A 20,373-nucleotide genomic window follows, 5' to 3' on the forward strand; every position below is an offset into this window, starting at 1 on the left:
GATGGACGCCAAGACGTTCGATGCCAAGAGCCTGCTCGACACCCTGTTCGACAAGAGCATCCTGTTCAAGACCGGAGTAGACGGGCTTTATGGCCGCTCCGGCGTTTTCGAAGACGTGATCGAGCGCTTTGAGCGGCTCGTGACCAGCATCGGAGCGCCAGACAAGGCAACCCGCATCCACTTCCCACCGGGCATGAGCCGCGCCACGCTTGAAGGCAGTGGCTATATGAAAAGCTTCCCGCAGCTTGCAGGCTGCGTGCATTCCTTCATGGGCGGCGAGCGCGAGCATGCGCAGCTTCTCGGCATGATGGCTGCGGGAGAGGACTGGACCGAACTGCAGCAGGCGACGAACGTCGTGCTGACGCCAGCCGCCTGCTATCCGCTCTATCCGACCGTTGCCGCGCGCGGTCCGGTGCCCGATGACGGTGTGCTGTTCGAGCTTTCCTCCTATTGCTTCCGTCATGAGCCTTCCAAGGATCCCGCGCGCATGCAGCTGTTCCGCATGCGCGAATTCGTCCGCATCGGGACGGCCGAGCAGGTGTGCGCCTTCCGCGAAAGCTGGCTGGAGCGCGGCAAGGCGATGATCGAGTCACTCGACCTGCCATGCGAAGTTGACCTCGCCAACGATCCGTTCTTCGGTCGCGGCGGAAAGATGATGGCCAACAACCAGCGCGACGAGGGACTCAAGTTCGAGCTGCTGATCCCGGTAACCAGTATCGAGAAACCGACGGCCTGCTTGTCCTTCAACTATCATCGCGACCATTTTGGCCAGACCTGGGGCCTCAAATTCGCGGATGGCAGCCTGTGCCACTCGGCCTGCGTCGGCTTCGGGCTGGAGCGCGTGGCGCTCGCGTTGTTCCGCCATCACGGCCCTGACGTCGAGGCATGGCCGGCTTCCGTGCGCGACACGCTTTGGGGCAACTGAAATGCAGAGTGCCATCGCCGGGCTCGATCCGGCCGACTACAAGCCGCACCTGCTACACGACGCGGCGCGGCGATGGCCGCAGACCAACTGCTATGTCGATCTTCTGATCGAAGTCATGCATGCGAACGGGAATGACCCGGTCGCTGCGCTCGGCTTCACCGTGGCGCAGGATTTCGAAGGCGACCAGTTCACGTTCTTCAAGTTCCCGACGGCCGACCTGCAGCGATTGGCCGGCCTGGATATCCAGGAACTGTCCGTGTTCGATCGTCTGGAGGCGCACGTTCTCAATCAGATCGAGCGCGGGCGGCTGCCGCTGGTCGAGGTCGATGCCTTCTACCTGCCCGATACGAAGGGCATCACCTATCGCAGTGGCCATTCCAAGACGACGATCGGCGTCAACGTGCTCGATCCCGGGCGCCGCCACATGGCCTACTTCCACAACGACGGCTACTTCGCCCTGGACGGCGAGGACTATGACGGCATTTTCGAGCAGCGCAACGGCGCGCCGGCCGGCGGCCTGCCGCTGTTTCCCTATGCCGAGTTCGTCAAGTTCGACACCACGCGCCCCTCGCGCGAACCAGTCAGTGCGGCCACGGAAATCCTCGCGCAGCATCTGCGGCGCAGGCCGAAGCGCAATCCGCTCGATGCCTATGCGGCCGTGTTCGGCGGCCATGCCGAGGCACTGGCCGCCCGGTCACCGGAGTATTTTCACATCTACGCCTTCAACACGTTGCGGCAGGTGGGCGCCAATTTCGAACTCCTCTCCAGCCATCTGGAATGGCTGGGACGGCACGGCGAGACCGGTCTGGCCGAGGCGATCGAAGCCGCCGCGGCAATCGCCGAGGGCGCCAAGGTCATGCAATTCAAGCTCGCCCGCGCCATGGCCCGGCATCGGTTCGATGGGCTCGCGGACGCCATCGGGCCGATGGCCAAGGCCTGGCAAACGGTGATGGACGCTCTGGACAGTCGCATGGCGGATCTCGCCAGCAAGGCAGCGTAGGACCGGCCTGCCGGTCATGGGAATGCATGGGTATGGACGCTTTGGTGTCGACGACCGACACGGCCGAGCCTCTGGACAGCGGCTGGTGCATGGTCGTCTCGCCGGCCGGCGCGTGGGCGTCTCCGGCGGCGATCGACGGCAGCGCCGAATGGCTGGAGGCGGCGTGCCCCGGCACGGCCGCTGCTGCGCTGGAACGGCTTGGCCGCTGGGACCGCAACCATCCCACTCCGCTGCACGACCAGGACGTCTGGTATCGTCGCCGGCTCGACGTCACCGGCCCGGCCCGTCTCGTATTTGACGGCTTGGCGACGGTTGCAGAGGTCTGGCTCGACGATCGCCTCGTGCTGTCCTCGACCTCGATGTTCGAGCGCCATGATGTGGCCCTGACGCTTGCCGGCGGCGAGCAACTGGCCATCGCATTCCGCAGCCTCGACCGCCATCTGGAAACCCTGACCGGTCCGCGTGGGCGCTGGCGGCCGCGCATGATCGACGATCAGCGGCTGAGGCTCGTACGGACCACGCTGATCGGCCATATGCCGGGTTGGTGCCCTGGCTTCGACATCGTCGGACCATGGCGACCGATCAAGCTGATCCGCGATACCAACCGGCAAGGCGTGCGCGATGTGCAAATGCAGGCCGACCTCGCCGGCACAACAGGGCATCTTTCCATCGCGATCACGCTGGACGAGCCGTTTGATGACGCGCCGGCCACGGTCGCCTGCGCGGGCGCTGTCGCCGCATTGACCTCGGAGACAGCGACGCGGCTGACGGCGAAACTGGATATTGCGAACGTTGCGCCATGGTGGCCGAGCAGCCATGGCGATCCGGCGCTGCACGAGGTTGTCGTCACGCTAGGCTCGATGCGAGTAGCGCTCGGCCGCGTCGGTTTTCGGCATATCGAGATCGATCGCGGCACCGACGGACGCGGCTTTCGGCTGGTCGTCAACGGCGTATCCGTCTTTTGTCGTGGCGCGGTGTGGACGCCGTCCGACCTGGTGCGGCTGCCGTCCTCACGCGAAGAGATCGCGCGCGACCTCGATCTTGCACGACGGGCGGGCGTCAACATGCTCAGGGTCGGCGGCACGTTCGTCTACGAGAGCGACGCGTTTCACGAGCTCTGCGACGAGATGGGCATCCTGGTCTGGCAGGATCTGATGCTCGCCAATTTCGACTATCCGGCGAAGGACGAAGCCTGGCAGGCGTCGCTCTCGCGCGAGGTCGGGAATTTGCTCGGGCGGCTCAGGCATTCGCCGTCACTCGCCGTTCTGTGCGGCGGCAGCGAGGTGGCACAGCAGGCGGCGATGATGGGCATGCCGATGTCGATGGATCCGACGCCCTGGTTCGACAAGGTGGTGCGCCCCATCGCTGAAGCGAAGCGTCCCGACCTGGTGCTTGTGACGTCATCGCCATCCGGCGGCAACCTGCCTTTCACGGCTGATGGCGGGCCGATGCATTATTACGGGGTCGGCGCCTATTGCCGGCCGCTGGATGACGCGCGCCGGGCCGAAGTGCGCTTCGCGAGCGAATGCCTTGCCTTTGCCAATGTGCCTGACCAGGCAACGCTGGATGCGCATCTGCCGGTGCCGCCGGTGCACGATCCGCGCTGGAAGGCGGGTGTGCCGCGCGACGTCGGCGCGTCGTGGGACTTCGAGGATGTGCGCGAGCACTATCTGGAAACGCTTTTTTCCGTCGACGCGCGCCGGCTGCGCATCGAAAATACCAGACGCTATCTCGAGCTCTCCCGTGCGGTGACGACCGAGATAGTGGAGCGCACCATCGACGAATGGCGCAGACCCTGTTCGCCGACGGCTGGAGCACTGCTGTTCTTCTGGAAGGACTTGCGGCCGGGCGCGGGTTGGGGCCTGGTCGATTCGACCGGCCGGCCTAAGCCCGTCTGGCACGGGCTGAGGCGGGCATTTGCCCCGCTACGGCTGATCCTGAGCGACGAGGGCGTCAACGGGCTGACCGTCCATGCCGTCAACGATACCGCGCAGACCGTTCGGGCGACATTATCGCTGACCTGTCTGCGGGACGGCGTCACGCCGGTGGTGTCGGCGCGCCAACCGATCAGCGTGCCGGCGCACGGCGGCCTGTCGCTTTCGGCCTTCTCGGTACTCGGCGCCTTTTTCGATATTTCCTACGCCTATCGCTTCGGGCCGCCCGGCCATGAAGTCACCGTTGCAAGGCTGGAAGGCGACGACGGGAAGGTCTTTGCCGAGGCCTTCCATGTGCTGCCGGGCGTCATGACCGCGCAGCGCGACGTGGGTCTGACTGTGAGTTTGGTGCGTCGGAAGGACGCGTGGCGGCTGCGGCTGGCCTGCAAACGCGCGGCCTACCACGTCTCCATCCAGGACGATCGGTTCGTGCCAACGGAGAACAATTTCCACCTGATGCCGGGCATCGAGCGGGAGGTCGGCCTTGACGGTCCGCCCCTGGCGACACCTGGCGGCGCGGTGACAGCGCTCAATGCCGATCGCGACGCGAGCTACGAGGTGCCGAGAGCGGAAGAATTGGAAGTCGTGCGGACAAAGGAGTCCGCCGGGAGCATGACATGAAACCAGTTGTGTTTGCCGATACCATCGGCTGGATGAACGTAGCGAAGGGGCGGCGGGGCGTTGTCATAGCCGGCGCGCATGGTCATGAGGATCTGTGCAGTCGCCGATTCCTGAAGCTGTTGTCCGACAGGGCGGCCGCGGGGGGCCTGCCTGTCCTGCTGTTTGACTATCCCGGTTGTGGCGACGCTGCCGGCGACCATTCGGCGCCGGGCCGGGTGATGGCCTGGACCGCAAGCATCGGCGCGGCGATCGACCGGTTGAAGCGGGATTGCGGCGTGGAGGATGTCATCCTCGCCGGCTTCCGTCTCGGCGCGCTGCTGGCCCCGCTCGCTGCGGCGGGGCGGGACGACGTGGCAGGCCTTGCGCTGCTTGCGCCACCGAGTTCCGGAAAAACCTATGTGCGCGAAATCACCGCGATGTCGCGCGTGATCGATGGGTCGCTCGCCAAGAGCGCGGCAAGCGACGCGACGTTCGCCGAGGGCCGCGAGGTCGTCGGCTTCCGGCTTTCGCATGAGACGCTCGCCGATCTGTCGAGGCTGGATTGGCGGCGGGCCGTCGCGGCCCTTCCGCCCCTGCCGATGCTTTTGATCGCGAACGGAAAGCCGTTGGCAGGCTCTGAAATCCGCGACGGTCGAACTTCTTTCGAAGGCGCGACAATCGCGGAGTTCAAGGACTATCACCTGCTCATGTGCGACCCGACCGCGAACCGGATCCCGGCCGACGTTGTCGATTGCTGGGCGGATTGGTTGTCCGACCGGGCCGTCGCCGGCGTAGCTCAGGGCGTGGAGTCCCTGACCGGCCACGAGCTATTGGAGGGATCGCACTACACGGAAGAAGCGGTTGTGATCAGGCAGGCGCCATTGATCTGTGGCGTGCTGACCCGGCCACGTGACGGCCATGCTGCGGCCGATCCGGTCATCTTCCTCAACTCCGGCGGCGTGCCGCATGTCGGTTGGGCGCGCGGCACGGTCGAGGCGGCGCGCGAGCTTGCCGCCGCCGGCGTGGCGTCGCTACGCATTGACCTGCCGGGCCTCGGCTTGAGCGACGATGCCGGGAGCAATCGTCTGTTCCTCTATGATTCCCGCACCCCCTTCGACGTCGGCGCGGCGATTGACTGGATGCAGCGGGCGGGCTTTGCCAAAGTCGAGCTTGTGGGCACATGCTCGGGCGCCTTCCAGGCCTTTCACACTGCGCGCGCGGACCGCCGCGTCCGCGCCCTCACCATGATCAACCCGCTCTGCTTTGCCTGGAACAGTTCCTACGCGCTGGAGCTTACGGCCTGGAAAGCATACGAAACCTCCAAGGCGAATCGCGGAAGCCAGCAGCAGATCGGTCCGGCGGACGGGCCTGCGATGACGACCAGGTCCGCCTGGAAGCTGTCAGTGTCAGATAGCGCCAGGCGGCTGGTGCGGCGCGGATTGGAAGCCGTCAAGTCGACGCTGTCGGCAATTCATCCGTCCGCCTTGCTTGGTCGTAACCGCGTCGAGCGCTGGATGCGCGAGCTTTGTAGCCGCGGCGTGCGCGTCCTCATGGTCACCTCGGACGGCGATCTCAGCCTGCAGGAGATCGCACGGCATTTCGGTCAGGACGGCAAACGGCTCACAAGTATACCTGGAGTGACGCGGTTGACGCTGCCGAACGCCGACCATTCGCTGACGCCTCGTCATGCGCGGCGCGCTGTCGTCGCGCGCCTGATCGACCACCGCGGCGGCGGCAGGCGCGGAGGATCGAGCCGTCCCGATGCCGTGCGGGTCACGGTGCAGCATGCCGAGGTGAAGCCTAAATCGATGGCGCTGTCATGAAACGGTTTGGCCGCTCCAGCGACGAAGATCAACGCGGCACCGGATCATGTTTTTCGGCGGCGTCGCGTGCCGCAAAGACCTTGTCGATCAATCCCCATTCGAGCGCCTGCTGCGCGGACATGAAGTGATCCCGATCCAGGGTCCGTTCCACGTCGGCTTCGGTGCGCCCGCAGTGCTGGGCATAGAGTCGGATGATGCGCCGCTTGGTCTCCTGCATCTCGGTGGCATGGATCAGGATGTCGGACGCCTGGCCCTGGAAGCCGCCGAGCGGCTGATGCACGTGGAGGCTCGCATTCGGCAGCGCGGCGCGATGACCGGGCTCGCCGGCCATCAAAAGGAACGACCCCATCGAGCGCGCCGTGCCCATGCACAGCGTGTGCACCGGCGCCTTGATGAACTGCATGGTGTCGTACATCGCAAGCCCGCTGGTGATCACGCCGCCATAGGAGTTGATGTAGAGGTTGATCGGCTTGTTGGGGTTGTCGGCTTCGAGGAACAGCAGCTGCGCGCAGACCAGGCCGGACATCGCATCATTGACCTCGCCGTTCAGGAAGATGATGCGCTCGCGCAGCAGCCTGGAATAGATGTCGAAGGAACGTTCGCCGCGGCTCGACTGTTCGACGACCATAGGGACGAGTTGCATCATGTCGCGCATCGGCGACCTCCATTGCTGCAGGTGATGAAGTCTCGGTAGGTGAGGTTGGGGATCAGGCCGCGCGCATCATTGTGCGGTTGTTGCTGTTGGCCGGTTGCGGCTGTTTTGCCCTGATGTCGCAGGCTTGCTGGATGATGCGAAACCTTGTGCCGCCGGCCTCGTTCGGCTCGATCCGGAAGGTGACATGGCTTTCGCGAAACGGCGGCTCGGACTCGCGCAGCCGGAAGCGCACCTCTTCGCCAGCGATCGATGACAGGGGTTCAGCGTCCGCGAGATCGCAATCCGGGAGCCAGCGTTCGCGCAGAGCCGGAATGGTCACCGCACGCCACACTTTTTCAGGCGGTGCATCGAGCTCGTATTCGAGCACCAGGTCGGCGTCGGCATGATCAGGCTCTACTGTGTCGCTCATTGATCCATGTCCTTCAGCAGATCGGACAGAGCTTCGATGCGCTTCGGCCAATAGGCGCGGTAGCGGGCGAGCCAGGTCCCGATGCTGGCGATGCCGTCCGGGTCGACCTCATAGTTCACGAAGCGGCCCTGTCGCTGCTCGCGCACCAGCCCTGCCGCGCGCAGCACCGCCAGATGCTGCGACATCGCCGGCTGGCTGATCTCAAGTCCGTCGCGCAAGGCGCTGGCGTTCAGGCTGCCGCCGGCCAGCTTCTCAAAGACCTTGCGGCGGGTCGGATCGGCCAGCGCCTTGAAGATGTCGGTGTCGACCATGACGACACATAAGCATACACTTATGTGTCGTGCAAGCCCGAACCTTGCTCGCGCCGTACTTCGTGACGTCGCGGCGCTCGGGTCCTTTGCATGGGGTTGTTTTACAAATTCGCCCTCGCGGTGGCCGGTGTCGTCGTCCTGGCCCCGTGAGTCCGGCTGCCACCGCCGCCTCGGCTACTTACTGCAGCGCCTCGCCATGCTGGGAGATGTCGAGACCTTCGAGCTCCTGCTGCATCGAGACGCGCAGCGGGACGAAGGCGCTGACCAGCTTGAGCAGCACGAAGGTGACGCCGCCGCACCAGACAAAGGTCACCGCGACGCCGTAGAGCTGGATCAGCAGCTGCTTCGGATTGCCCTCGAGCAGGCCGGACGTGCCGCCGATTGCGGAGGCCGCGAACACGCCGGCAAGCAGCGTGCCGGTCAGGCCGCCGATGCCGTGCACGCCGAACACGTCGAGCGAGTCGTCATACTTGAAGCGATGCTTCAGCCAGGTGCAGGCCCAGAAGCAGACCAGGCCGGCAATGATGCCGATGACGACGCCGTGCCACGGCGCGACGAAGCCGGATGCCGGGGTGATGGTGCCGAGTCCCGCGACCGCACCCGAGATCATGCCGAGCACCGACGGCTTGCGGCGCGTCGCCCATTCGATCGCGCCCCAGGTCAGCGCGCCGGCGCAGGCCGCAAGATGGGTGGCGGTGATCGCCATCACCGCGCGCGAATTGGCCGCGAGCGCCGAACCGCCGTTGAAGCCGAACCAGCCGACCCAGAGCAGGCCGGTGCCGACCACCGCGAGCGACAGATCGAACGGTGAAAGATTGTCATGGCCATAGCCGTGGCGGTTGCCCATCACCTTGGCCGCGACCAGGCCGCTGATGCCGGCGGAGAGATGCACCACAAGACCGCCGGCGAAATCCAGCACGCCCACTGATGCGAGGAAGCCGCCGCCCCACACCCAATGCGCCAGCGGCACATAGGCGAAGATGAACCAGCCGATCGAGAACAGCACATAGGCGGAGAACCGCATGCGGTCGGCGACCGAGCCTGCGACCAGCGCCACCGTGATGATCGCGAACGTCATCTGGTACAGCATGAACAGCGCTTCGGGGATGGTCTTCGCCGCCGGATTGATGCTGTCCATGGTGATGCCGGCCAGGAACCAGCGATCGAGCGAGCCGAGCCAAGGACCGTCACCGACGAAGCTCAGCGAATAGCCGAAGGTGACCCAGAGGATCGAGACGAGCGCAACGGCGGTGAGGCTCTGCGCCATCGTCGCCAGCACGTTCTTCTTGCGCACCATGCCGGAGTAGAACAGCGCCAGTCCGGGGATCGTCATCATCAGCACCAGCGCGGTGGCGACGATCATCCAGGCGGTGTCGGCGGCGTTGACGCCGGCGCTGGATGCCGAGTCTTGCGCGAAGGCCGGCGTGGCTTGCGCGAACAGGATTGCAGCAGTGATCGGCGCAGCTGATATCGCTGCACGAAGAGCTCGTGCCCCCATCATCATTCCCCGACGGTCGTCGTTTCTTGGTGTGCGGTTGTGGCGTGCGCCGGCGTCGTTGCCGGCGATGATCTCGATCGTTTTGTTTGGGCATGATCTCCGCGCAAACGCTTTCCGCGTTTGTCGCGAGGGATCAGGCTCCAGGGTTCAGAGCGCGTCGTTGTCGGTCTCGCCGGTGCGGATGCGCAGCGCATGATCGATCGGCGTCACGAAGATCTTGCCGTCGCCGATCTGGCCGGTGCGGGCGTGCTCGGTGATGACGCTGACCGCCTTGTCGGCGAGCTCGGTATCGACGGCGATCTCGATCCGAAGCTTGGGCAGGAAGTTCACGACATATTCGGCGCCGCGATAGATCTCGGTGTGGCCCTTCTGGCGGCCATAGCCCTTCACCTCGGTCACAGTCATGCCGTGGACGCCGATCGCGGTCAGCGCTTGGCGCACCTCATCGAGCTTGAACGGTTTGATGATCGCGACGACGAGTTTCATGGTTCAGGCCTTCATTCCCTTGAGGTTTTCCGTGTGCGCCCGTCCCGGAGCGGCACTTGCCGTCCCGCGAGCCGGCACCTGCTGCCTCCCGGAGCGGCAATTTGCCATCCCCGAGCGGCACTTCGCGTCCGCCAAATCTGGCAGCTTTCTGGGCAAATGGCATAAAAAACTTGCAGGTTGAAGCGGAAAACATGCGCAGCGCGTGTGCTCCCTCACTGTACGGAATGGAAACGCTCGGCCACAATGTGGCTTTCCCGCCCCGGCCAGCGCTTTTGCTGGTTCGTTTCGCCTATCGCGTGTCCCTGTGCGCGCGCCCCGAGGAAACAAGAAATGTCGAACCGAAACTGGTTTTATGCATCCGAAGGCCAGCAAAAGGGCCCCCTGCCTGAAACCCAGCTCCGCGACCTGATCACCCGGGGCACGGTGGGGGCCGACACCCTGGTGTGGACCGAGGGCATGGCCGGCTGGCAGAAGGCCGGGGAGATTCCGGGCCTCGTCCCGAGCGCCGGCGCGCCGCCGGTATTTCCGCAAGCCGGCGGACCGCCGCCGGTGGTGGCGTCCGGAAGCTATAGCGGCGGCACGCTGTCCGCCGACTTCCCGATCTGGGGCCTGTTCGGCCGCAGCCTCCTGATGTTCATCGGCCAGATTCTCGTCATCCCGGCGCCGTGGACCGCGACCGGCCTGTACCGCTTTGCGATCCCCTATATCCGCGTGCCGGGTCGCCCGCATTTCGCCTTCACCGGGCAGCCGCTCGACATCTGGTGGGTCTTCATCGTGCTCGGCCTTCTGACCTATGCCGGCGTGGCCGACAGCAACATCGTGACGCTGCTCTCGCTGCTGTTGCAGGGCTTCCTGAGCTGGATGATCGTGCGCTGGATCATCGGCCATCTCAGCTCGAGCGGCCAGGACCTGCCGATCTCGTTCAAGGGCAGCCCGGTCGCCTATGTCGGCTGGTACGTGGCGATGGTGGTCTCGGCCATCACCATCATCGGCTGGGCCTGGGTGCTGACCGCCTGGATGCGCTGGATCTGCCGCAACATCGACGGCACGCGCCGCGAGGTCAGCTTCAATGCGTCCGGCATCGAGGTGCTGTGGCGAACCATCGTGTTCACCATCGCCTGCGGCTTCCTGATCCCGATTCCGTGGGTGCTGCGCTGGTACGGCAACTGGTTCGTCTCCCAATTCGCGCTGACCGAGCGCGGCGCCTACGCCGGCCAGTAAGCGCGATCTCATCGTGCCGACCGGCTTTGTTCGAGCGTGAGGCCTCCGGAAACCGCTCCGCGCTTTTTCCGGATCGCGCTGTGAGCGCTACGCCTTTCGCTCGCGCACCGATCCTTCCTGCGCGACGGACGCCACCAGCGTGCCGTCGGGCTTGAAGATCAGGCCGCGTGTCAGGCCGCGGCCCGACTGCGCGCTCGGCGAATCCTGCGCGTAGAGCAGCCATTCGTCGGCGCGGAACGGGCGGTGAAACCACATCGCGTGATCGAGGCTCGCAGGCATCATGCGCTTGTCGAACAGCGTGCGGCCGTAGCGCGCCATCACGGCATCGAGCAGCGAGAAATCCGATGCATAGGCGAGCGCGCACAGATGCAGCGCGGGATCGTCGGGCAGCTTGGCGGCGGTGCGGATCCAGACATGGATGCGGCCGTCGTCGATCTTCTGGCCGAAATAACGGCCGAGCTCGACCGGGCGCAGCTCGATCGGCCGGTCGCTCTCGTAATAGCGGCGGATGAACTCCGGCATCTCCTTGAACATCGGCTGCTTCGACACTTCCTCCGCGGTCAGCTTCTCCGGCGGCGGCACGTCGGGCATCTTCTCCTGATGATTGAAGTTGCTCTCCTCCTCGGCATGGAACGACACCATGATGGAGAAGATCGCGTTGCCGTGCTGGATCGCGGTGACGCGGCGGGTGGTGTAGCTCTTGCCGTCGCGCAGCCGCTCGACCTGGTAGATGATCGGGATCTGCGGATCGCCGGGCAGAATGAAGTAGCAATGGATCGAGTGCGGCAGCCGGCCCTCGACGGTGCGGCAGGCCGCCACCATCGCCTGGCCGATCACCTGGCCGCCGAACACGCGCTGCCAGCTCGTTTTCGGGCTGTTGCCGCGAAACAAATTCACTTCGAGCTGCTCGAGATCGAGGATGGACAGCAGGTCGATCAGGCTCTTGGACATCGGCGGCTTTCGGTTTGACTTGAACGGTCATTCCGGGGCACGGGCAAGCGTGAACCCGGAATCTCGAGATTCCGGGTTCGATGCTGACGCATCGCCCCGGAATGACGTCCGTTAGGTTCGTGACCTTGTTTCTGGCCCCTGTTTCGCCCAGCTATTATCAGGTAGCAAGCATAGTCTGAGAGCGTGAGGCGCGTAAGGGAAGGGCAATGCCGGCACAGCGAAGTATTGTCATCTGCGGGGGCGCATTTGCAGGGTTGGCGCTGGCCGTGGCGCTGCGCCAGGGGCTTGGGCCCGACATCCCGGTCATCGTGGCCGATCCGGCGCTGAGCCAGCGCCCGAGCCGCGATCCGCGCGCGACCGCGATCGTGGCGGCCTGCCGGCGGCTGTTCGAGACCCTCGGCGTCTGGGGCCAGGTGGCGCCGACGGCGCAGCCGATCACGGATATGGTCGTGACCGACTCCAAGCTGGAGGACGCGACGCGCCCGGTATTCCTGACCTTCGCCGGCAATGTCGCGCCCGGCGAGCCGTTCGCCCATATGGTCGAGAACCGCTATTTGATCGATGCGCTCGCGAGCCGTGCCGAAGCCGAGGGCGTCGAGCTGCGCGCCGCCGCGGTGTCGAGCTTCGCGTCGCGGCCCGACGGCGTCAGCGTTACGCTGGCCGACGGCACCGTGATCGATGCGAGCCTGCTGGTTGCCGCCGACGGCGCCCGCTCGAAGCTGCGCGAGCGCGCCGGGATTGCGACCCATGGCTGGGACTACGACCAGTCCGGCATCGTGGTCACGGTCGGGCACGAGCGCGAACATCACGGCCGCGCCGAGGAGCATTTCCTGCCCGCCGGGCCGTTCGCGATCCTGCCGCTGACCGGTAATCGCTCGTCGCTGGTGTGGACCGAGACGCGCAACGATGCCGCGCGCATTGTCGCCTTGAACGAAGAGCAATTCCACGCCGAGCTCGAGCAGCGCTTCGGTCTGCATCTCGGCGAGATCAAGCCGCTCGACAAGCCGCGCGCCTTCCCGCTCGGCTATTTCGTCGCGCGCTCGTTCATCGCCGAACGGCTGGCGCTGATCGGCGACGCCGCGCATGTGATCCATCCGATCGCGGGGCAGGGGCTCAACATGGGCCTGAAGGATGTCGCTGCGCTCGCCGAGGTCGTGGTCGATGCGGCGCGGCTCGGCATGGACCTCGGCCAGGCCGACGTGCTCGAGCGCTACCAGCGCTGGCGCCGCTTCGATACGATGGCGATGGGCGTCGCCACCAACTCGCTGAACTTCCTGTTCTCCAACGAATCGACGCTGCTGCGCACCGTGCGCGACATTGGCCTCGGGCTCGTCGATCGCGCGCCGCCGCTGAAGGAGATGTTCATCCGCCAGGCGGCGGGACTGTCAGGCGAGGTGCCGCGGCTGCTGAAGGGCGAGGCGCTTTAGCCCTCGTAGCCCGGATGAAGCGAAGCGAAATCCGGGGCCGGCCTTTCAGCGGTGCGACTTCCCCGGATTTCGCTGCGCTCCATCCGGGCTACGCGCTGACATCAATCGATCTTCCTCGCCTCTTCCGGCAGCATGATCGGAATGCCGTCGCGGATCGGATAGGCGAGCTTGGCGGAGCGCGAGATCAGCTCCTGCCGCGCGGCGTCGAACTCCAGCGGCCCCTTGGTGATCGGGCACACCAGGATTTCCAGCAGTTTTGGGTCGGCGGTGCTCTCGAGATGGTCGGTCGTGGAATTCATGGGAGTCTCCGGCTCGCCGTGATGTAGCACATCCAAATAAGCGCTGTCAGCGTTTGGCAATCCGCAGCAATTCGTCGATCGCGGCCTGCTGACGCGGCTTCGGCAGCGCCTGCTCGAACAGCGCGTAGCCGATGAACGCCCAGTAGAAGATCTGCGCGCGGCCGCGCGCCACGTCGTCCGGGAATCCGGCCTGCCGCAGCAGGGTTTCGATATAGCCGATCCGGCGCTCGTCGACCTCGAGCACGGCGGCGCGCGCCACGGCATCGGCGGTGGCCCAGCTGCGCACCGCGCGTTCCAGCGCCAGCCGCGCCGAGAAGGCACGGCGCAGCAACAGCGCCAGCGCGTCGCCGCCTTCCGGAATGGTCTCGAGCTCGGCGATCACCTGCTCGGCCGCGACCTCGCGCCAATGGGTCAGGACCGCGGCGCGGTAGGCGCCGATGTCGGCGAAATGCCAGTAGAAGCTGCCGCGCGAGACGCCCATGGCCTTGGCCAGCGGCTCGGCCTTGAGCGCCGTGAAGCCGCGCCGCGCCAGCGTCTTCAGGCCCTGATCGAGCCAGTCCTTGACCGAGAGCTGTTCCGTCATGGTTCCCCGTCCGCGTCGCCCACAATACACAAGTGTATTGACAGACGCCAGCGGCCGGTATCATATCCCATACAGTAGTGTATGGAGGCATCGCGATGCGTGATCTTCTGCTGCAGGGCGCCGGCGTCGTCGCCATTCTGGTCAGCCTGATCCATGGCGTGCTCGGCGAGACCAGGATATTCGCGCGCGCCACCGTCGAGCCGCCGCGGCTGCGGCTCTTGCTTCGCCTGGTCTATCAGGCCGGCACCATTGCCTGGATCGGCGGCGGTGTGCTGCTGATCGCCGCGCCTGCGATGGCCTCCGATGCCGCGCGGCACTGGATCGTGGCGACGCTCGGCGTCGTGTTCGGCATCGCGGCGCTCGCCAACGCGGTGGCGACCCGCGGCCGCCACTTCGGCTGGATGGCGATGAGCGCCGTGGTGGCGCTCGCCGCCGCCGGCTATTAGCGAGGACGACCATGACGACTGATCGCATCAGCCTCAGCATCGCCAATGGCGTCGCGGACGTCAGGCTCAACCGCCCGGACAAGCTCAATGCGCTCGATCCGGCGATGTTCGCCGCGATCGCCGAGATCGGTGCGCAGCTTGCGGACAACCGCAAGCTCCGCGCCGTGGTGCTCTCGGGCGAAGGGCAGGCCTTCTGCGCAGGCCTCGACATGGAGCGGCTGGTCGCAACGACGGAGGGCGAGTCCATCCTGCCCTTTGCCGATCTCGGCCAGCGGACCCACGGCATTGCCAACTTTGCGCAGCATCTGGTGTGGCTCTGGCGCGAGTTGCCGGTGCCGGTCATCGCTGCCGTCCACGGCATCGCCTTCGGCGGCGGCTTTCAGCTGATGCTTGGTGCCGACATCAGATATCTCGCACCCGGCACGCGCCTTGCGATCATCGAAGCCAAATGGGGGTTGGTGCCCGACATGGCCGGCACGCAGCTGATGCGTCATCTCGCGCGCGAGGATGTGGTCCGTGAACTCACCTACACCGCGCGCATCTTCTCCGCGGAGGATGCGCTTGGTCATGGCTTCGCCACCCGCATCGTCGAACAGCCGCGCGAGGCCGCGCTGGAGACGGCGCGCGCGATCGCGGACCGCAGCCCGGATGCGATCCGCGCGGCCAAGCGGCTGCTCAATCTTGCAGCCGATCGCGATGCGGCGACCGGACTCGCGGCCGAAACGGCCGAACAGGCGCTTCTGCTCGGCTCGCCCAATCACATCGAGGCCGTCAGAGCGAATCTCGAACGGCGACCCCCGCAATGGAGTTTTACATGACGACTGGCCCGGGCTTCGATCTCGAACGTCTCGTTGCGACCAATGCGTCGGCGGCCTTCAATCGGCTTGCCGGCTTTGAGATCGTCTCCACCGGCACCGGCACGGTGGAACTGCGGATGCCCTGGCGCGACGATCTCACCCAATATGCGGGTCACCTCCATGCCGGCGTGATCGCGGCGCTACTCGACACCGCCTGCGGCTTTGCCGCGGCGTCGATCGCAGGTTCCGTCACCGCATCGCATTTCTCGATGAACTGCTTGAAGCCCGCGCTGGGCCGCTGCTTCATCGCCAAAGGAACCACATTGCGTGCCGGACGCAGGCAGGTCTTCGCGCGCGCGGAACTTTTTACGGAGAACGAGCAGGGTGAAGCCTCGTTGGTTGCAACCGGTGAAACCGTGCTCGTTCCGCTGGCAGGCTAAGCCGCGCGGATCGCGCATGACTGTGAAATTTATGGAGCCATCAATTTCGGTGCGGAATCGGCTTACGCGCGGATAACCATGCCACTGAAAGTTGCAGAATATTATCGAGAAGACAATTCAATCAGCCTAGCCTGTGCGTACGGACAACCATGGACCGACGCATGTTTCGTGTTCTTACGTGCCTTTCAGGTGAGCATGACTGGCGGCTCGTTCTGCTCGCCGGACTGGTCTGCTTCGTTGCCAGTATTGTGGCCGTCAATATTTTTCATCGTGCAATTGCATCGCAGGCGAGGACGCGGCTGATCTGGATTGCGATCGCGGGAGCCGCGATCGGCTACGGCATCTGGGCAACGCATTTCATCGCCATGCTGGCCTATGAGCCGGGAGTCCCCACCGGCTACGGCATCGTCCTCACCGCGCTGTCGCTCGCCGCGGCGATGATGCTGACATCCGGCGGCCTCGGCCTTGCCGCCAGCGACTCCAGCCGCTGGCGCGCGCCGGTCGGCGGCGCCGTGATCGGAGCCGGCATCGCCAGCATGCACTATCTCGGGATGTGGGCGCTGGAGGTGCCGGGCCACGTGGTCTGGTCGCTCGATCTCGTGGCGGCCTCCATCGTGCTCGGCATGCTGTTCGGCTACGCCGCGCTGGCGATCGCGGTCCGCCGTCAGGACCGCTGGATGTCGCTCGTCGCAGCGCTGCTGCTGACGCTTGCGATCGTGTCGCATCATTTCACCGCGATGGGCGCGGTCGAGATCGTTCCGGATCCGTTGCAGGCTCCGGCGGCCCTGTCGCTCTCGCCTGCCTTCCTCGCCATCGTGATCGCCGGTGTGGCGCTATCGGTGCTCGGGATGAGCCTGGTCGGCGTGCTCGCGGATCGCCGGCTGGCGCTTCGCACCCGCCGCTTCGAGGAGATCATCAGCCAGCTTTCGTCGGCGCGACAGCAGGTCGAGGCGTCGCAGAAGGCGCTGGAGGAGCAGAGGTTCCGGCTGGATACCGCGATCAACCATATGGGCGAGGGCCTCTGCATGTTCGATGCGGAGAAGCGCCTCGTCGTCTGCAACGATCGCTACGCCAAGATGTACCGGCTGCCGCCGGAACTGCTGCTGCCCGGCACGGCCCATCGCGAGATCATCAGGCATCGCATCGCCAACGGCATTCTCAAGGGCGAGACCAGCGACAGTGCCGCGACGCAGGTGCTCGCGACACTGAACGCGCTCCCGGCCGGCGAGATCAACAGCCGGGTCGACGAGCTCGCCGACGGCCGGCTGATCTGCGTGACGCGGCAGCCGATGCCCGGCGGCGGCTGGGTGGCGACGCATCGCGACGTCACCGAGCAGCGGCGCTCCGAGGCCAAGATCACCTATATGGCGCAGCACGACGCGCTGACCGATCTGCCGAATCGCGTGCTGCTCAAGGAATGGATGGAGCGCGCGCTCTCCGGTGCCCGGTGCGGCGGACCGAGTCTTGCGGTGCTGATGCTCGATCTCGACCGCTTCAAGGACGTCAACGACACGCTCGGGCATCCGGCGGGCGATGCGTTGCTGAAGTCGGTGGCCGCGCGCTTGCGCAGATCCGTCAGTGATACGACGCTGGTTGCGCGGCTCGGTGGCGACGAGTTCGCGGTGATCGACTATGTCAGCGATCCGGTCACGGAAGCGGGCCTGCTCGCCGAGAAGATCAGGAAGGCGCTCAGCGAGCCGATCGATCTCGGCGACCATCGGGTGACCACCACGACCAGCATCGGCATTGCGATCGCACCGCGCGACGGCACCGATTCGGACGAGGTGCTGCGCAGCGCCGATCTCGCGCTTTACTCGGCCAAGAGCGGCGGGCGCGGCTCGTTCCGCTTCTTCGAGCCGGAGCTCGATCGGCTGCTGCAGGCCCGCCGCAGCCTCGAGCGCGACATGCGCAGTGCGCTCGCCAATGGCGAGTTCGAGCTGCACTATCAGCCGTTCATCCACGTCGCGAGCGGGGAGACCTGCGGCTTCGAGGCGCTGCTCCGCTGGCACCATCCGCACCGCGGCATGGTATCGCCGGCGCAGTTCATTCCGCTGGCGGAAGAGACCGGCCTGATCGTGCCGCTCGGGGAATGGGTGCTGCGCACCGCGTGTGCGGAAGCCGCCAAATGGCCGGGCGACCTCAAGATCGCGATCAACCTGTCGCCTGTGCAGTTCAGGAGTCCGGAATTGGTCCCGGTGATCGTGCACGCGCTGGCGAGTGCCGGAATTTCGCCGGAGCGCCTCGAGCTCGAGGTTACCGAAACGGCCATCATTCAGGACAGCGAAGCGGTGTTTACCGCGCTTAGCCAATTGCACGATCTCGGGGTGCGGATCGCGCTCGACGACTTCGGCACCGGCTACTCGTCGCTGAGCTTTCTGCAGAAGTTTCCGTTCGACAAGGTCAAGATCGACCGCAGCTTCGTGTCCGAGCTCTCGGGCGCGACCGACGAGTCGCGCCGGATCGCGCGCGCGATCGTGCGCTTTGCCGTCAGCCTCGGCAAGACCACGACGGCCGAAGGCGTTGAAACCAGGGAGCAGCTCGACATTCTCCGCGCCGATGCTTGCGTGGAAGTGCAGGGCTTCCACTTCAGCCCGCCGGTGCAGAGCGAGAAGGTCGCACAGATGATCGGCGGGCGAACCCCGGCAGCGGCCGAACGGCCTACGGTCCGTCTTGCAATGGCGGGTGCTGCGTCCTGATCGATGGGCTGCGCCGGGCGGCCCGATACGCATGAGGCTTAAGGCCGCAGCACGCGGTCAAAACCGATCTGCGCGTGGAGCGCAAAGCGGTTTTGGCGACCGTTAGAATTCCTCTAAAGCCAGCCGTCGCGGCGCTTCCTTGACTTGGCAATCGCGTCAGCATTCGTCACGCATGTGCCCTGCGCGAAGGCGTTGTGGGTATGATTGTCAACGGAGGGGATATGCGCGTGAGAGTGATTTCGAGTGCTGCGCTTGCAGCATGCGTCCTTGGGAGCGTTCTTGGGCTGACCGGATCGGCGGCGTTCGCCGACGGCTACAAGAATTGCACCAAACTCGACAAGGCGTCGTGGAAGCCGGCAAGCGAGGCCGAAGCCAAGGCCAAGGCGCTCGGCTACGAGGTGCGCCGGTCGAAAATCGAGGGCTCCTGCTACGAGGTGTACGGCGTCAAGGAAGGCAAGCTCTACGAGCTGTTCTACAGCCCGGAAGACCTCAGCCTGAAGCACACGATCGCGAAGTGAAGCAGGCGCGATGACGGAGGCGGCGCGGGGCGCCCGCGGCGCGACCAGCGTGCAGGTCTGGGACCTGCCGCTGCGGCTGTGGCACTGGGCGCTCGCCATCCTCGTCCTGGTCGCCTGGGTGACGCCCAGCACCTATGACCGGCTGCACCGGCTGGCGGGTTATTCGGTGATCGCCCTGCTGGCGTTCCGGCTGATCTGGGGCTTTGCCGGCACGCGCTACGCGCGTTTCGGCAGGCTCGGCGTCCGCCTGCGCGCCGCGCCGCGCTACATCTGGAATCTCCGGCGCGGCATCACCGGGCGCTACATCGGACTCAATCCGGCGGGCACCGTGATGCTGGTGGCGCTGCTGTTCCTGCTTGCGATCTCGACAATCACGGGCGTGATGGAGGTCACCGTGACCTTCTTCGGAGTCTGGTGGGTCGAGGACACCCACGCCTATGCCTCGGATGCGGTCATGGTGCTGGTCGGGCTGCATGTGCTCGGCGTCGTCGTGGTCGGTTTGCTGCAGCGTCAGAACCTGGTGCGCGCGATGTTCACCGGTCGCAAGCAGCTGCGCAATCGTTCTTAAGCTGAAGCCGCAACGGAAGTTTACCTCTCCCCGACGGGGAGAGGTGGACGATCGCGGGCCGAGCGATCCAAACAACAAACGTCTGATCCCGGTCGGTAGCTACTGCACCGGCGGGTCGCCCGAGGTGCGCTTCTTGGCGAGGTCCATCTCGGTGACCGCGATCAGGATCTCGGCGCGGGTCTTCAGGTCCGGCGCCTCGAGCATCGCCTGCTTCTCGGCGGGACCATAGGGCGACATCATCGCCAGCGCATTGACCAGCGCCTCGTTGGGCGCAGACTCGATACCTTCCCAGTCGACCTTCAGATTGTTGGCTTCCAGGAAATCGGCCAGCACTTCGAGCAGCGCCTTGCGGTCGACGGCCTCCTCACCCTTGCGCGCGGTGAAGTCGCCGGCGAAGGAGAAGAAGTCGACCTTGCACTGCCGGTACGGCGTCTGCACGGTCAGCTCCTCGACCACCTTGAAGCGCGCGACGCCGGTCAGTTCGAGGATGTAGCGGCCGTCGCCGGATTCGGCGAGCTGGGTGATGCGGCCGACGCAGCCGATCCGGAACAGGACCGGCTTCGCCTCTTTCTGCGAATGCGTCACGTCGGGCTGGATCATGCCGATCAGGCGATGGCCGTCGCGCAACGCGTCGTCGATCATCGCGAGATATCGCGGCTCGAAGATGTTGAGCGGCATCTGGCCGCGCGGCAGCAGCAACGCGCCGGGCAGCGGGAACACCGGGATCACCTCCGGGAGCTCGCCGGGCCCGCGATATTCGGCATTGATCGGCATCTGCGGTCCCGC

21 protein-coding genes are annotated in these 20,373 nt (G+C 65.6%); 12 read left to right on the top strand and 9 right to left on the bottom strand.

What is annotated here, in order from left to right:
* Window position 1 precedes the first annotated feature (1 nt).
* From ACZBJS_RS08465 to ACZBJS_RS08480, 4 genes are all read left to right on the top strand, one after another.
* Window positions 2–925 (top strand): amino acid--[acyl-carrier-protein] ligase, encoded by a 924-nt coding sequence (locus ACZBJS_RS08465; protein ID WP_057020313.1) that lies wholly within the window; start codon window positions 2–4, stop codon window positions 923–925.
* 1 nt (window position 926) lies between these two features.
* Window positions 927–1,925 (top strand): DUF1839 family protein, encoded by a 999-nt coding sequence (locus ACZBJS_RS08470; RefSeq protein WP_316395424.1) that lies wholly within the window; start codon window positions 927–929, stop codon window positions 1,923–1,925.
* 89 nt (window positions 1,926–2,014) lie between these two features.
* Window positions 2,015–4,480 carry a glycoside hydrolase family 2 protein gene (locus tag ACZBJS_RS08475; RefSeq protein ID WP_463438636.1) on the top strand — a complete coding sequence of 822 codons (2,466 nt, stop codon included), beginning with the start codon at window positions 2,015–2,017 and terminating at the stop codon, window positions 4,478–4,480.
* An 8-nt stretch (window positions 4,481–4,488) separates the two neighbouring features.
* Entirely contained in the window at window positions 4,489–6,282 is a 1,794-nt protein-coding gene (locus ACZBJS_RS08480) for an alpha/beta fold hydrolase (protein WP_463438631.1), read from the top strand.
* A gap of 28 nt (window positions 6,283–6,310) precedes the next feature.
* Here ACZBJS_RS08480 and ACZBJS_RS08485 read toward each other — a convergent pair whose 3' ends face one another.
* The 5 genes from ACZBJS_RS08485 to ACZBJS_RS08505 all read right to left on the bottom strand — a co-directional run bounded on the left by ACZBJS_RS08485 (window position 6,311) and on the right by ACZBJS_RS08505 (window position 9,641).
* Window positions 6,311–6,937 (bottom strand): ATP-dependent Clp protease proteolytic subunit, encoded by a 627-nt coding sequence (locus ACZBJS_RS08485; RefSeq protein ID WP_316395421.1) that lies wholly within the window; start codon window positions 6,935–6,937, stop codon window positions 6,311–6,313.
* 52 nt (window positions 6,938–6,989) lie between these two features.
* The gene (locus ACZBJS_RS08490) at window positions 6,990–7,346 is read right to left on the bottom strand and encodes an SRPBCC family protein (protein ID WP_316395420.1); all 357 of its coding nucleotides are present in this window, start codon (window positions 7,344–7,346) and stop codon (window positions 6,990–6,992) included.
* A complete protein-coding gene (locus tag ACZBJS_RS08495; protein ID WP_016841428.1) occupies window positions 7,343–7,657 on the bottom strand; it encodes an ArsR/SmtB family transcription factor in 315 nt (104 codons plus the stop codon). Before ACZBJS_RS08495 ends, ACZBJS_RS08490 begins: the two co-directional genes overlap by 4 nt.
* A gap of 178 nt (window positions 7,658–7,835) precedes the next feature.
* Complete coding sequence (locus tag ACZBJS_RS08500; protein WP_253626097.1) at window positions 7,836–9,155, bottom strand: ammonium transporter; 1,320 nt, start codon at window positions 9,153–9,155, stop codon at window positions 7,836–7,838.
* A gap of 147 nt (window positions 9,156–9,302) precedes the next feature.
* Entirely contained in the window at window positions 9,303–9,641 is a 339-nt protein-coding gene (locus ACZBJS_RS08505) for a P-II family nitrogen regulator (protein ID WP_028335836.1), read from the bottom strand.
* Window positions 9,642–9,971: 330 nt separating this feature from the next.
* Between ACZBJS_RS08505 and ACZBJS_RS08510 the strand changes: the two genes are divergently transcribed.
* Complete coding sequence (locus tag ACZBJS_RS08510; RefSeq protein ID WP_316395419.1) at window positions 9,972–10,862, top strand: DUF4339 domain-containing protein; 891 nt, start codon at window positions 9,972–9,974, stop codon at window positions 10,860–10,862.
* Window positions 10,863–10,949: 87 nt separating this feature from the next.
* On the opposite strand, the gene tesB is transcribed toward ACZBJS_RS08510, so the two are convergent.
* Window positions 10,950–11,813, bottom strand: coding sequence for an acyl-CoA thioesterase II (gene tesB, locus ACZBJS_RS08515; protein WP_016841424.1), 864 nt, complete (start codon window positions 11,811–11,813; stop codon window positions 10,950–10,952).
* 206 nt (window positions 11,814–12,019) lie between these two features.
* Here tesB and ACZBJS_RS08520 point away from each other — a divergent pair, with 206 nt between their 5' ends.
* Window positions 12,020–13,240, top strand: coding sequence for a ubiquinone biosynthesis hydroxylase (locus ACZBJS_RS08520; RefSeq protein WP_076833641.1), 1,221 nt, complete (start codon window positions 12,020–12,022; stop codon window positions 13,238–13,240).
* Window positions 13,241–13,341: 101 nt separating this feature from the next.
* On the opposite strand, the gene ACZBJS_RS08525 is transcribed toward ACZBJS_RS08520, so the two are convergent.
* Window positions 13,342–13,539: a Trm112 family protein gene (locus ACZBJS_RS08525; protein WP_018269337.1), complete on the bottom strand. Its 198-nt coding sequence runs from the start codon at window positions 13,537–13,539 to the stop codon at window positions 13,342–13,344.
* Window positions 13,540–13,585: 46 nt separating this feature from the next.
* Window positions 13,586–14,122, bottom strand: coding sequence for a TetR/AcrR family transcriptional regulator (locus ACZBJS_RS08530; RefSeq protein WP_253588407.1), 537 nt, complete (start codon window positions 14,120–14,122; stop codon window positions 13,586–13,588).
* A 95-nt stretch (window positions 14,123–14,217) separates the two neighbouring features.
* On the opposite strand from ACZBJS_RS08530, the gene ACZBJS_RS08535 reads away from it, so the two are divergent.
* The 6 genes from ACZBJS_RS08535 to ACZBJS_RS08560 all read left to right on the top strand — a co-directional run bounded on the left by ACZBJS_RS08535 (window position 14,218) and on the right by ACZBJS_RS08560 (window position 19,587).
* Window positions 14,218–14,568, top strand: coding sequence for a hypothetical protein (locus ACZBJS_RS08535; protein ID WP_253588408.1), 351 nt, complete (start codon window positions 14,218–14,220; stop codon window positions 14,566–14,568).
* Between the two features lie 11 nt (window positions 14,569–14,579).
* Window positions 14,580–15,386 carry a crotonase/enoyl-CoA hydratase family protein gene (locus tag ACZBJS_RS08540; protein WP_057021350.1) on the top strand — a complete coding sequence of 269 codons (807 nt, stop codon included), beginning with the start codon at window positions 14,580–14,582 and terminating at the stop codon, window positions 15,384–15,386.
* Window positions 15,383–15,805, top strand: a complete 423-nt coding sequence (locus ACZBJS_RS08545) for a PaaI family thioesterase (protein WP_253638239.1) — start codon at window positions 15,383–15,385, stop codon at window positions 15,803–15,805. The genes ACZBJS_RS08540 and ACZBJS_RS08545 overlap by 4 nt, the downstream gene beginning before the upstream one ends.
* Window positions 15,806–15,966: 161 nt before the next feature.
* Window positions 15,967–18,501, top strand: a complete 2,535-nt coding sequence (locus ACZBJS_RS08550) for a bifunctional diguanylate cyclase/phosphodiesterase (protein ID WP_316395418.1) — start codon at window positions 15,967–15,969, stop codon at window positions 18,499–18,501.
* Between the two features lie 221 nt (window positions 18,502–18,722).
* Complete coding sequence (locus ACZBJS_RS08555) at window positions 18,723–19,019, top strand: PepSY domain-containing protein (RefSeq protein ID WP_092081268.1); 297 nt, start codon at window positions 18,723–18,725, stop codon at window positions 19,017–19,019.
* 10 nt (window positions 19,020–19,029) lie between these two features.
* Window positions 19,030–19,587, top strand: coding sequence for a cytochrome b/b6 domain-containing protein (locus ACZBJS_RS08560; protein ID WP_253588415.1), 558 nt, complete (start codon window positions 19,030–19,032; stop codon window positions 19,585–19,587).
* Window positions 19,588–19,686: 99 nt separating this feature from the next.
* Here ACZBJS_RS08560 and ACZBJS_RS08565 read toward each other — a convergent pair whose 3' ends face one another.
* Complete coding sequence (locus ACZBJS_RS08565) at window positions 19,687–20,361, bottom strand: LON peptidase substrate-binding domain-containing protein (RefSeq protein ID WP_028335846.1); 675 nt, start codon at window positions 20,359–20,361, stop codon at window positions 19,687–19,689.
* Window positions 20,362–20,373 lie beyond the last annotated feature (12 nt).

The organism is Bradyrhizobium sp. KZN70725 (assembly GCF_055264925.1).

Excerpts from the sequence above, each read along its gene's own strand:
- ACZBJS_RS08465 (WP_057020313.1), top strand. The coding sequence starts at position 2 with ATGGACGCCAAGACGTTCGATGCCAAGAGCCTGCTCGACACCCTGTTC.
- ACZBJS_RS08470 (WP_316395424.1), top strand. The coding sequence starts at position 927 with ATGCAGAGTGCCATCGCCGGGCTCGATCCGGCCGACTACAAGCCGCAC.
- ACZBJS_RS08475 (WP_463438636.1), top strand. The coding sequence starts at position 2,015 with ATGGTCGTCTCGCCGGCCGGCGCGTGGGCGTCTCCGGCGGCGATCGAC.
- ACZBJS_RS08485 (WP_316395421.1), bottom strand. The coding sequence starts at position 6,937 with ATGCGCGACATGATGCAACTCGTCCCTATGGTCGTCGAACAGTCGAGC.
- ACZBJS_RS08490 (WP_316395420.1), bottom strand. The coding sequence starts at position 7,346 with ATGAGCGACACAGTAGAGCCTGATCATGCCGACGCCGACCTGGTGCTC.
- ACZBJS_RS08495 (WP_016841428.1), bottom strand. The coding sequence starts at position 7,657 with ATGGTCGACACCGACATCTTCAAGGCGCTGGCCGATCCGACCCGCCGC.
- ACZBJS_RS08500 (WP_253626097.1), bottom strand. The coding sequence starts at position 9,155 with ATGGGGGCACGAGCTCTTCGTGCAGCGATATCAGCTGCGCCGATCACT.
- ACZBJS_RS08505 (WP_028335836.1), bottom strand. The coding sequence starts at position 9,641 with ATGAAACTCGTCGTCGCGATCATCAAACCGTTCAAGCTCGATGAGGTG.
- ACZBJS_RS08510 (WP_316395419.1), top strand. The coding sequence starts at position 9,972 with ATGTCGAACCGAAACTGGTTTTATGCATCCGAAGGCCAGCAAAAGGGC.
- tesB (WP_016841424.1), bottom strand. The coding sequence starts at position 11,813 with ATGTCCAAGAGCCTGATCGACCTGCTGTCCATCCTCGATCTCGAGCAG.
- ACZBJS_RS08520 (WP_076833641.1), top strand. The coding sequence starts at position 12,020 with ATGCCGGCACAGCGAAGTATTGTCATCTGCGGGGGCGCATTTGCAGGG.
- ACZBJS_RS08525 (WP_018269337.1), bottom strand. The coding sequence starts at position 13,539 with ATGAATTCCACGACCGACCATCTCGAGAGCACCGCCGACCCAAAACTG.
- ACZBJS_RS08530 (WP_253588407.1), bottom strand. The coding sequence starts at position 14,122 with ATGACGGAACAGCTCTCGGTCAAGGACTGGCTCGATCAGGGCCTGAAG.
- ACZBJS_RS08535 (WP_253588408.1), top strand. The coding sequence starts at position 14,218 with ATGCGTGATCTTCTGCTGCAGGGCGCCGGCGTCGTCGCCATTCTGGTC.
- ACZBJS_RS08540 (WP_057021350.1), top strand. The coding sequence starts at position 14,580 with ATGACGACTGATCGCATCAGCCTCAGCATCGCCAATGGCGTCGCGGAC.
- ACZBJS_RS08545 (WP_253638239.1), top strand. The coding sequence starts at position 15,383 with ATGACGACTGGCCCGGGCTTCGATCTCGAACGTCTCGTTGCGACCAAT.
- ACZBJS_RS08550 (WP_316395418.1), top strand. The coding sequence starts at position 15,967 with ATGTTTCGTGTTCTTACGTGCCTTTCAGGTGAGCATGACTGGCGGCTC.
- ACZBJS_RS08555 (WP_092081268.1), top strand. The coding sequence starts at position 18,723 with ATGCGCGTGAGAGTGATTTCGAGTGCTGCGCTTGCAGCATGCGTCCTT.
- ACZBJS_RS08560 (WP_253588415.1), top strand. The coding sequence starts at position 19,030 with ATGACGGAGGCGGCGCGGGGCGCCCGCGGCGCGACCAGCGTGCAGGTC.
- ACZBJS_RS08565 (WP_028335846.1), bottom strand. The coding sequence starts at position 20,361 with ATGCCGATCAATGCCGAATATCGCGGGCCCGGCGAGCTCCCGGAGGTG.